2 protein-coding genes are annotated in these 13,047 nt (G+C 40.4%); one reads left to right on the top strand and one right to left on the bottom strand.

What is annotated here, in order from left to right:
* The first annotated feature begins 122 nt into the window (after positions 1–122).
* On the top strand, positions 123–2,426 hold the full coding sequence (locus S4054249_RS10135; protein ID WP_052960891.1) for a CocE/NonD family hydrolase: 2,304 nt from the start codon (positions 123–125) through the stop codon (positions 2,424–2,426).
* Between the two features lie 183 nt (positions 2,427–2,609).
* Here S4054249_RS10135 and S4054249_RS10130 read toward each other — a convergent pair whose 3' ends face one another.
* Positions 2,610–13,040, bottom strand: a complete 10,431-nt coding sequence (locus S4054249_RS10130; protein WP_069949066.1) for a calcium-binding protein — start codon at positions 13,038–13,040, stop codon at positions 2,610–2,612.
* Between the last annotated feature and the right edge of the window lie 7 nt (positions 13,041–13,047).

Genomic DNA, 13,047 nt, shown 5'->3' with positions numbered 1-13,047 from the left:
GTGACTGTATTATAAGCTTAATATTTTCGGTCACTAAAAGTCATCAAAAGTTTCCTAACCATCACTACTTTACTGTCGACCGAAAATAGACTGATTTTGATTATTTATACAGGAAATCAGCAATGTGCATTTTATCTAAATTAACTGCCAAAGTAATTCTTTTGGCCGCAGCTTTATCAGCAATGAGCTTATTTGCTCCACTAAAGGCGAAGGAAAATAAACATTTTTTAATGCCCTCAAACTTAAAGATGCTTTTGGCAAATAGCAATATACCCATAACTCAGATTGCTGACTCTGAGTTACTGTTTGAATCTTTATTACCATTAGTAGAACAGTTGCCTAAAGAATTGATATCCAAGCAGCCGACTGAAATCAAAATAGGTTTAAGCTTTTTTCTACAAGATAAAGCCTATTTAAACGCAGCATTTATTACACAAAACCCACTTCCAAAGTTCACTCACTATCAGCAATTTTACAAAGCAAATTTAAAATCAAGCAGCACACTGACGCTTAAACAGTTTATAACACAAGAAGTAGAACAACTAAGCTACGCAGCTTTGTATGACTATGAAAACAACCTAAACACACGTTACAAACATCAGCGTAAGCTGCTCTCAAACGCCATAAATAACATACAAGGCGCCAACACGCTCAATGAGCAACAACTAAGCCTACTCGCTGCTAGTGCAATGAATCTAAGCGTACTGAAAAGTATCTATGTCGTAGCACACCCAGTTATTCAAAAGAAGTGGCACCAAGAGTACATTATTGAACCTGCAAGGCTTATCTCTACGACACATAATATTGAGCACACAGCCACCATAGTAAGACCAAAATCCCCCCGAAAAACTTATCCAGCTGCCTTTCAGTTCACAATTTATGCCGACGAAAGCCGACATATTAAAACCGCGAAATACGCAGCGTTACAGGGTTATGCTGGGATTATAGTAAACTCTCGAGGTAAACGGCTCAGTAGCAATAAAATCGAACCATGGGTTAATGAAGGCAAAGACGCGCATAGAATCATTGATTGGATAAGTACACAAGATTGGAGTAACGGTGAAGTAGTTATGTATGGGGGTAGCTATAATGGCTACACTCAGTGGGCAGCAGCCAAGTACAAACACCCTGCTTTAAAAGCAATTGCGCCCTATGCCGCGGCTCATCCAGCTCTTGGATTGCCTATGGAAAACAACATATTTTTGACTGCTAACTACCAATGGGGGTTTCACGTTACGAATAACAAAACAATGGATAATAGTGAATATGCAAACCGTGCACACTGGGACAGAGTAAACAAGACTCTATTCTCAAGCGGCAGAGCTTTTAAGGATATAGACAAAATTGAAGGTCGCCCAAACCCTTTATTTCAAAAGTTTTTAAGTCACCCGAGCTTCGATAATTACTACAAATCAATGGTTCCTTTCGGAAAAGATTTTGCTGATATTGCCATTCCCGTCCTTTCAATAACGGGTTACTTTGATGGTGGCCAAATATCCTCTATTTATTATATGAAAGAGCACTACAAACATAACCCAAAAGCAAATCACAGCTTATTGATAGGTCCTTATGATCATTGGACAGCACAAGATATCCCACGCAGTCATGTTACTAATTATCAACTTGACCCTGTAGCCGCTAAAAAAGACACTGAAAAAATAGTATTCGAATGGTTTGACCATATTCTAAATAATGGCCCTTCGCCAGAGCTTGTGAAGGGCAAAGTCAACTATCAACTGATGGGTAATAACAGTTGGCACCATGCAGATAGTTTTGACCAGCTCAACCAACAAGGCATTGACTTTTATTTAGGTAGTCCTTCAAATGCACATTACCAAGCGCTCGTGACAACCAAGCCGGGCCAATTAGAGAAGCACACGCAAAAGATTGACCTAACAGACCGCGATATTCAGCATAATATTGACTACATGAATGTAATACTCCCTAAACTTCCAGACGAAACAGGCGTTGTATTTATCACTGATGAATTCAAACAAGATATGCGGTACGCAGGCACACCTACTGGTCATTTATCTATCTCTATCAACCATCGTGATGTCGATATTGGCTTTAACCTTTATCAGATCCAACCTGATGGCCAAACATTTCATTTAGCTCATTATCGTAGCCGAGCAAGTTATGCAAAAGATAGTTCTCACCGTCAATTGCTTACGCCAAATCATAAAACTAAATTGCCATTAGTAAACACACGCATGACTGCAAGAAAACTGGCAAAAGGCAGTAAAATTGCGCTGGTATTGGACGTAAACAAAAATGAGCACGCTCAAGTAAATATGGGAACTGGTAAAGACGTAAGCCTAGAAACCATTGCCGATGCCAAAGAGCTACTGGTTTTAAATTGGTTCACAGATAGTAAAATTCACCTTCCAATTACGCCTATGTATGGTAAAAGCAATAACCACTGAGGGACGCCTCTAACTAAATAGGGTTAAATCAATTACACATTGATTGGCGGTACAAGCTTATTAAGCATCAGCATGCCGTATAAATAGCACTGAGAACGTATAAATAAAATTCACAATATAAAAGCCCTTGTAAACTATACAAGGGCTAATACATAATCCTTATTTTGAGTACACTTCTACTGTTTATTGATAGGAGTGTATCATCTTTGAATCTGCTATCTGTTTAGCGCTAAGCTCAACATCATCTTGACCATCGTCAAATGCGAGCATTGCATTCACTAATTGCTCTGACTCTTTGTCTATTTGTGCAGATAGCTCCTCTAGGCTGTTGGAATTATTGTTAAGCAAATTTCTTAAAGAGAGAACGGTTCCATCTGAAAATTCAAGTTTATCAAGATACTCTTCCCGCTTTAAATCGAATTGATCTGTAATTGGGTTGTAGCCTCCAACGCCTATTATAGTAATTTCTGATTGCGTATTGCCATCATCAATCAAAATCCTGGTTTTTTCTCTTAAAGTAGTGGTTCTGACGCTTATCATATTAGCTGTAATATTTGCGCCGAACTTAAGAGTATTACTTTCAAAAGACCTTTGTATAACATCATTGCCATCACCTAGCTGATATTCGAATATCGTCTGATTGAGATTACTGCCTGCGTGCAAAGTGTCGTTACCTAGGCCGCCTTTAATGATTTTATCGGCTGATTGCGTTTCGTTACCATGAAAATCTAAGATAGACAATCCAGCATTGATGTTGTCATCGCCTTGACCACCATCCAATATTGCGTGCCCGCTACCTCCATCTATGATGTCGTTCCCTTCTCCGCCATAAGCAACATCACTTCCTGAACCTACTCTGATAATATCGTCACCGCCATGCCCATACATGGTTTCATCCATATAACCACCTAGTAACGTCTCACCTAATTCACTCCCCTCTATTAATGATGTCTCTAACAGTATCTGTGACAAATCCAGTTCAGTACCATCAATGAACTTAACACTTTCCAGTTTCTTACCCAAATACTCATCCACTATTGTTACCGAGCCCACTATCTCATGAAACGAATTTCTCACTTCAAAGATTAAATCAGTTTGCTCTCTTCGGTATGTCACATTTTCAGCATTGATTTGCTCTCCGAATAAAAGAGTATCATTGCCGTGCCCACGCTCTGTTTCAATAATTGTGTCGTGACCATCACCTAAATTATAAACATACGTATCAATTCCATGAGAGTGCTCAAACTTATCATTCCCTTTACCACCGACAAAAGTGTTTTTCGCGTAATAATCTTGGGCTGCTCTACCATCTACAGTATCGTTACCATCGCCACCGTAAACAATATCTTCACCTTTTGACTCAACGATATAATCATCACCGGCGTAGCCTTTTATAACATCTTCTGAAACTGTCCCTGAAAGGCGATCTGCTTGCTCAGTACCATGGACAACTTTTACGATTTCCATGATCTCAGGCATAGTAATACGCGAACCATCTGCAAACTCAATTATCTCAATTTTCCCCGGATCGATTGCATTAGGTCTTGTAGGTGGGTTTTTATAATAAAATCCATCATTAATTGTAATACTGCCGCTATAGGAGCCATCAGCATTAGTTATCGTAATTAGAATGTCGTGATCCACCCGCTCAAATGTAACTTGCGATTGGCTAATACCCTCACCAAACAGAATTTTATCTTCACCAAACTCTGTCCCTGCATGTTCAACGTAAATATCGTTTCCATCGCCTAGGTTATAAATATATATATCTGAGCGCTGACCGCCACTTATGCTGTCATCCCCAAGGCCACCCTGTATAATGTTGGTTTCATTTTTTGTACCACCCCATGTGTTTATCCTATCATCACCAGAGCCACCATATATTTTATCGTTGCCCTCTCTTGAGGTTATAGTGTCATTACCTTCTCCACCATCTAGAATATCGTCACCCAAACCACCTGATAATTGATCACTCCCAGCGCCACCATAGACTTCGTTGTCTAAGTTTGTACCGTGAAGAGATTCATTCGCGTCAGTGCCCTGAATAGAAATACCTTTATCCGCCCAAAGGGCAAAAGTTGAATACACTTGGTTATCGAAAGATATTGTTTCTAGTTGTCCAGAAGATTGTCCGCCCATCTGGTTTGCAAGCATAATTGACCCGCTAACTACGCCTTTGTCATCCAAAACTTCAATTATCATAGACTGGCCAAATCTACGCATGGTGATATTGTCAGGACTTATACCAGCCGTAAACGACAATGTATCACTTTTTCCTGGTGCATTAACGAGTACGTCGTGCCCATCTCCATAACTATACTCAACAGTTACACTCGTATATTCGGTCAATATCTCATAAGTATCGTTGCCCTGCCCGCCAACCATCAGCGTTGTTTTTTGCGCTTGTGTTCGTCCATCATGAGCTATGCGTAGTACATCATCACCATCGCCCCCACTCATCAATTTAGCTTCAAGAGTAGTGATTATGATATCGTTTCCAGACTCACCGTATAGTTCATCTAGGCCTGTATAACCATATATAGTGTCGTTCCCCGCACCGCCATAGATAATCTCTTCAATCCTAGTACCATGAATTTCGTTATCACTGTCGTCACCTCTCGTTACTTTTGCGGTTTTAAGCATATTATCAAATGCCACGACTGAGCCATCAAAAAGCTGAAGCTCTTTTAATCGGTAATCTATGGAAACATAAGCACCTTCGAAGTAGATACTGCCAGATAAAGAAGCGTCATTATGGTCAATCGTTATGATAATACCATCTCCCTTACGATTAACTTCCAGCATATCTTGTGTTATGCCAGCTCCAAGCTTCACCACACTACTTTTTGATCGAAAATTTTTAATTGTGTCATGCCCATCACCTAAGTTATAAACAAACGTATTAAGTGCTAAACCGCTTTCAATCCTGTCATTACCTTTACCACCTACAAAGGTATTGTAATGCCCTTCATAACCATAAGCTTTGAGCACATCATCACCGGCCCCGCCATCTAGAAAATCATTACCTCCGCCTGCCTCAAGCGTGTCATTCCCATCATAGCCAATTAGTGAGTCATCTATAGTAGTACCCAACAGATGATCTGAATCTGGCGTGCCGTGCAAATGTCTAGCAATTTCGACTAGATCACTATCATTCCAATAACTACCATCTTCAAACTGCACCAACTCAATTTTATAGCTATTTTCTATAAAAGCTTTTTCAATGCGTATACTACCGTTTGTAAAATCGTCAGTACCTATAACATCGAGAATGATATCATTGCCATCTCTGGAAACCTTAACATTGTCTTTACTGATACCTTCGCCAAACTCGATTTTATCTATCTGAGAGTTATCTCCATTGTCGACAATTACATCATGCCCATCGCCAAAGCTGTATAGATACCTCTCTGAACTTACAGAACCAAATAGTTTATCGTTACCTAATCCACCAACTAATGTATTGCGATTACTCTGAACATTTCTTCCGGTCCCAGTATAAATCTCATCATTTCCTGATCCACCATCAAGGTAGTCATTACCAAAACTCCCCTGAATATTATCATTACCATCGTGACCAAAAATCCAATCAGAGCTCGCAGTGCCCTCTAACATATCATCTTGGTCACTACCATTAATCGTGCTGGCTTTTTTATGTATTTCTTCTGATAGTATTGTTTTTCCATCGATAAATTGGATTTGATCAACCACCTTGTTCAAACTTGTAAATCCATTTTTGAAGGTAACCGTACCTTGGTAATCAGATCTAATATGATTCACTTCAATCACAATATCATTGTTTGACCTCCTGATATTTATCATGTCCTGAGTAATCCCCTCACCAAAACGAAGAAGATCATTACCTTCGATACTACCGACATCATCAATGATATCGTGACCATCACCTAGGTTGTAGACATAAGTCTCCGAGCTAATAAATCCCTTAAGAATGTCATCCCCTTTGCCGCCGACAATAGTCGTGTGATTGTGCTTATAATGCTGTGATTGCATAACGATTAAAGTGTCATTACCTTCGCCCCCATCTAAGTAATCGTTACCACCCCGCCCCTCTATCTGGTCATCTCCCCCTAAACCATATATGAACTCATCTTGACGAGAACCATACAAGACATCATTCCCGTCTGAACCTTCTTGCTTTTGCGCTTGTTCAAATATTTCTTCAGAGGTGAAATAACGACCGTCGCTCAATACCACTTTATCAACAATACTACCTTTACCGATGAAGGTATCAGCCAAGGTGATTGAGCCAACAAGAGTGCCATTGCTATCAGAAATCTCCAACACAATGTCATTACCTTTGCGCACAGATTGAACCTGCTCTTTCGTGATCCCTTCGCCTAGAACTATCTTATCTGTTGTATTACTTGAACCAATCTCATGGATAACATCATGACCGTCTCCTAGATTATAAATATAGGTTTCTGAGCCTAGATACCCCTTCAGAATGTCATCCCCTTTGCCGCCAACAAGAGTTGTGTGATTGTGCTTATAATGCTGAGATTGCATAACGACTAAAGTGTCATTACCTTCGCCCCCATCTAAGTAATCGTTACCACCCCGCCCCTCTATCTGGTCATCTCCCCCTAAACCATATATGAACTCATCTTGACGTGAACCATACAAGACGTCATTCCCGTCTGAACCTTTTTGCGTTTGCGCTTGTTCGAATATCTCCTCTGGAGTGATGTAGCTGCCGTCGCTCAATACTACTTTATCAATAATGTTACTTTTATCTGTAAAAGAGCGAACTAAAGTGATTGAGCCAACCAGAATCCCATTGCTATCAGAAATCTCCAACACAATATCATTACCAGAGCGCACAGATTGAATCTGCTCTTTCGAAATTCCCTCGCCTAAAACTATCTGATCTGTTGTATCCCTCGTATTCAACTCATGGATAACATCATGCCCATCACCAAGGTTATAAATATAGGTTTCTGAGCCTAGATACCCCTTCAGAATGTCATCCCCTTTGCCGCCGACAAGGGTCGTGTGATTGTGCTTATAATGCTGCGACTCCATAACGACTAAAGTATCATTACCATCGCCCCCGTCTAAGTAATCGTTACCACCCCGCCCCTCTATCTGGTCATCTCCTCCTAAACCATATATGAACTCATCTTGACGTGAACCATACAAGACGTCATTCTCCTCTGTGCCTTTTTGCGTTTGCGCTTGTTCAAATATTTCTTCAGAGGTGAAATAACGACCGTCGCTCAATACCACTTTATCAACAATACTACCTTTACCGATGAAGGTATCAGCCAAGGTGATTGAGCCAACAAGAGTGCCATTGCTACCAGAAACCTCCAACACAATGTCATTACCTTTGCGCACAGATTGAACCTGCTCTTTCGTGATCCCTTCGCCTAGAACTATCTTATCTGTTGTATTACTTGAACCAATCTCATGGATAACATCATGACCGTCTCCTAGATTATAAATATAGGTTTCTGAGCCTAGATACCCCTTCAGAATGTCATCCCCTTTGCCGCCAACAAGGGTCGTGTGATTGTGCTTATAATGCTGCGACTCCATAACGACTAAAGTATCATTACCATCGCCCCCGTCTAAGTAATCGTTACCACCCCGCCCCTCTATCTGGTCATCTCCTCCTAAACCATATATGAACTCATCTTGACGTGAACCATACAAGACGTCATTCTCCTCTGTGCCTTTTTGCGTTTGCGCTTGTTCAAATATTTCTTCAGAGGTGAAATAACGACCGTCGCTCAATACCACTTTATCAACAATACTACCTTTACCGATGAAGGTATCAGCCAAGGTGATTGAGCCAACAAGAGTGCCATTGCTATCAGAAATCTCCAACACAATGTCATTACCTTTGCGCACAGATTGAACCTGCTCTTTCGTGATCCCTTCGCCTAGAACTATCTTATCTGTTGTATTACTTGAACCAATCTCATGGATAACATCATGACCGTCTCCTAGCTTATAAATATAGGTTTCTGAGCCTAAATACCCCTTAAGAATGTCATCCCCTTTGCCGCCGACAAGGGTCGTGTGATTGTGCTTATAATGCTGAGATTGCATAACGACTAAAGTGTCATTACCTTCGCCCCCATCTAAGTAATCGTTACCACCCCGCCCCTCTATCTGGTCATCTCCCCCTAAACCATATATGAACTCATCTTGACGTGAACCATACAAGACGTCATTCTCCTCTGAACCTTTTTGCGTTTGCGCTTGTTCGAATATCTCCTCTGGAGTGATGTAGCTGCCGTCGCTCAATACTACTTTATCAATAATGTTACTTTTATCGGTAAAAGAGCGAACTAAAGTGATTGAGCCAACCAGAATCCCATTGCTATCAGAAATCTCCAACACAATATCATTACCAGAGCGCACAGATTGAATCTGCTCTTTCGAAATTCCCTCGCCTAAAACTATCTGATCTGTTGTATCCCTCGTATTCAACTCATGGATAACATCATGCCCATCACCAAGGTTATAAATATAGGTTTCTGAGCCTAAATACCCTTTAAGAATGTCATCCCCTTTGCCGCCGACAAGGGTCGTGTGATTGTGCTTATAATGCTGCGACTCCATAACGACTAAAGTATCATTACCATCGCCCCCGTCTAAGTAATCGTTACCACCCCGCCCCTCTATCTGGTCATCTCCTCCTAAACCATATATGAACTCATCTTGACGTGAACCATACAAGACGTCATTCCCGCCTGTTCCTTCTTGCGTTTGCGCTTGTTCGAATATCTCTTCTGGAGTGATGTAGCCGCCGTCGCTCAATACTACTTTATCAATAATGTTACTTTTATCGGTAAAAGAGCCAGCTAAGGTGATTGAGCCAACTAGAGTGCCATTGCTATCAGAAATCTCCAACACAATATCATTACCAGAGCGCACAGATTGAATCTGCTCTTTCGAAATTCCCTCGCCTAAAACTATCTGATCTGTTGTATCCCTCGTATTCAACTCATGGATAACATCATGCCCATCACCAAGGTTATAAATATAGGTTTCTGAGCCTAAATACCCCTTAAGAATGTCATCCCCTTTGCCGCCGACAAGGGTCGTGTGATTGTGCTTATAAAGCGTCGATTGCGTAACGACTAAAGTGTCATTACCTTCGCCCCCGTCTAAGTAATCGTTACCACCCCGCCCCTCTATTAGGTCATCTCCCCCTAAACCATATATAAACTCATGTTGGCGCGAACCATACAAGACGTCACTCGCATCTGTGCCTTCTTGCTTTTGCGCTTGTTCGAATAGCTCTTCTGGGGTGAAATAGCGGCCATCACTTAATACCACTTTATCAATAATATTATCTTTATCGGTAAAAGAGCCAGCCAAGGTGATTGAGCCAACTAGAGTGCCATTGCTATCAGAAATCTCCAACACAATATCATTACCAGAGCGCACAGATTGAACCTGCTCTTTCGTAATCCCTTCGCCCAAAACTATCTGATCTGTTGTATCCCTCGTATTCAACTCATGGATAACATCATGGCCATCACCAAGGTTGTAGACATAAGTCTCCGAGCTAATATACCCTTTAAGAATGTCATCCCCTTTGCCGCCGACAAGGGTCGTGTGATTGTGGTCATAATTCTGCGATTGCATAACGACTAAAGTATCATCACCCTCGCCCCCGTCTAAGTAATCGTTACCACCAAGACCTTCAATGTAATCGCTTCCTCCTTTACCCAAAATATAATCTGCTTCACGTGTCCCTTTTATTACGTCATCTTGTTCAGAACTGGAAAAAAGCACCTCTTTAATTTCTGGAGCAGTAAATTGGCTCCCATCCTCGAATTGAACTAACGAAATTTTATTAGCTGCAGACCCTCCAAAGTAATTTCTTAATGTAATTACCGAACCATCACTCAGTACAATTAGTAAATCACGATCGCTGACGCTGAAGCTACAATCATTGGTAGCAATACCTTTACCAAACTTTAAAACATCATGAGAACTTTGAGCATTGTCATAATGATCAATTGTGATGTTCCCATCACCAAGTTCGTAAAGATAAGTATCATTACCATTACCACCATAAAGAACATCGTCTCCCGCTCCACCGTTTAAAGTGTCATCTCCATCGCCGCCAACAATGTAGTCATTACCTTTTCCACCGTAAAGATAATCATTGCCATCACCGCCTTGCAATGTGTCATCTCCACCTAAGCCAGCAATAAAGTCATTGCCCGCAAAGGAGTGAATTAAGTCATTTCCTTCAGTGCCAGCAGCTAAATCCACATCTGCACTAAAAGTCCTATTTTCATCACTCATGTGAATCAGAGGAATATGCTGAGCCAATGCGCCCATCACGTTTTGATCATCACTAAACTTAGCTAGCTCTGAGAAGAGTAATTGGTAACCTTCATTCGCATTTTTAGTAATCAATGGATAAAAATGAACTAAGTCATATAAGTCTGACAATCCATTCACAGGGTCTGCAATAATATGAGCATTAATAGCGTTTTCAAATTCACTATAATCTATGGTTAGACTATTATTTTTGAATGAAAAGCCAATCGTATCTGTCAGTGGTTTAAGGCGGGTTTGCAGTGCAATTTGTATATAAATGGCATCTTCGATGGAGTCATAAGCCTTATGAACAGAATCTCTTATCCTAGAGCTTAAATTATCATCTCCGATGAATGGCCTAAGAGTAGGTAAAGTAGATGATCCCGATATTTCATAAATAGAATCTATATTCGCTCCGAAAGCTTCTATGACCGCAAGCTTTGTCCATTCATTACCGGGAATTTTATAGCTATTTGGATCTAAGTTAATTCTGGAAAAATCATCAAACAGACTGTCTAACGCCGATGTTTCACTATATTCAAACAGTATTTTGTCCATCAACGCTCGCTGTTCACTTCTACTGTCTAAAGATACAAATTGCTCTATCAATTCAGCTAATCGACTATTTTGTGAAGCAGCTTCACGAAGTGACCTGACACCACCAAACCCTTGTGCATCAGGTAGTTTTGCAGCTCGCTCTGAAATAGGGAATGGTTCAATAAATGCTGTCCGAAATGAGTCACTAGCAAAAAATAGCGCTGAAACATTTCCTTTTAAACCATCTGACCAAGTAAAAGAGCCTTCATACTCAATTGTATTGCCAGACTGAGGGCGTGAGACTCTTCTATAAACATATGAAATAGAATCAACTCCCCACTCACTGAGATACTTGAGCTCTCCATCTTGGCTAATGCCATCTTGATTTAGGTCTTGCCAAACCTGTAGCCTAAAGTAAACATCATCTTGCGCATCTATTTTGCCATCACTATTTGTATCATAGCTTTGCAGCGCCTTAAAACCATGCTCGGCTATTTGGTTGGGCTGCCCTGCTAGGCGAGTATTATCTCCAAATAACTCTAAGCCATTGTCTATCTGACCATTGTTATTCAAATCTAATACTAAAAAGCCATCTTCCTTTGACGCCCAACCAGTACCTTGTTTTAATCCACTGCCATCATGGTCAAACAATACTCCAGCATCAACGTGGATAGTTTGAACACCGTCACCATTTAAATCCAAAATTAGTGGATCTCTAGGTCGTAAATTATCGTTAATTTCTTCAAATTCAATTTTTATTTCAGCAAGGCATTGCTCTAAATCCTCACTAAAAAGCTTTCTAAAACCTGGATCAAATTTAGGCACTTCTAATCCCAGAGAATCCCCTAGGTTTTTCAATAACTCATCGACAAAGTTGATACTTTCTAAATAACGCTCAACAGTGGTTTTTTTTGGCTTTTTGTCGGTGTTAACTCCGATGTCATACATACTCTCATAAATCGCTTCAATATCCGCAAGTTTATCTTTAAGTAAATTAAATAATTGAAGTCGTTGAAAGAAATCCCCATCTTTAAGAAACTCATCAATAAATTCATGGGCTTCTTCTGCTCTGCGCTTTTGCTTAGACCATAGCCTTTCCTCCTTGACACCATCTTTGTTTATATCACTCGGAGCAAGGCTATTAAACGCGATTTCCCAGAATACTCCTGCCACATTTCCTTCAACCAGAGCGGTAGAAATCCCTTTGCCAATCATACCAGCCGCACCGCCATTATATACCATGGACAAGATTCCACCTTTTTGGCGCTCAGTAAGGGCATTCCATACCTTTGTAATATCATCCGTGGTCAGGTTTGTTTTGTGCTTTGCATTATATTCTTTTCGTATTTCTGCAATAGTTTTAGTCTCATAATCAACAATCAGACCCTCAAAAACAGGGGTCATTTCTGTTAAATTATTAAATTCAAAGCTGTCTCGGAGGGAATCTTTAGTAGCTTGGTCTTGTACTTGCCCTTTATAATTGGAAAGTTTAGTTTCTATACTCTCTATTTTTGAATTTAAATTCGTTTTCGTCCAGTTCTCATTAGCTATTTTTACAATTTCGCCAACAAGCTTGTCGTGATTAGTATCACCGATATTGTTTCCAGTATACCCCATTTGATTGAGGACTTTTTTTACTATATCTTCTTCCCTAAGGTTAAAACCAATCCCCATGGTTGGGATCCCTTTATGATCTAGATAAACCTTATTCTTCGTACCTTCTAAATCAGCCATAGACCGTAATAATGCTTCATAATCTCGTGCCATAATATAA

This window comes from Pseudoalteromonas luteoviolacea (assembly GCF_001750165.1).
GTDB lineage: Bacteria > Pseudomonadota > Gammaproteobacteria > Enterobacterales > Alteromonadaceae > Pseudoalteromonas > Pseudoalteromonas luteoviolacea_G.
The sequence above is the reverse complement of the archived record's forward strand: the minus strand, read 5'-3'. Positions and strand labels throughout refer to the sequence as shown.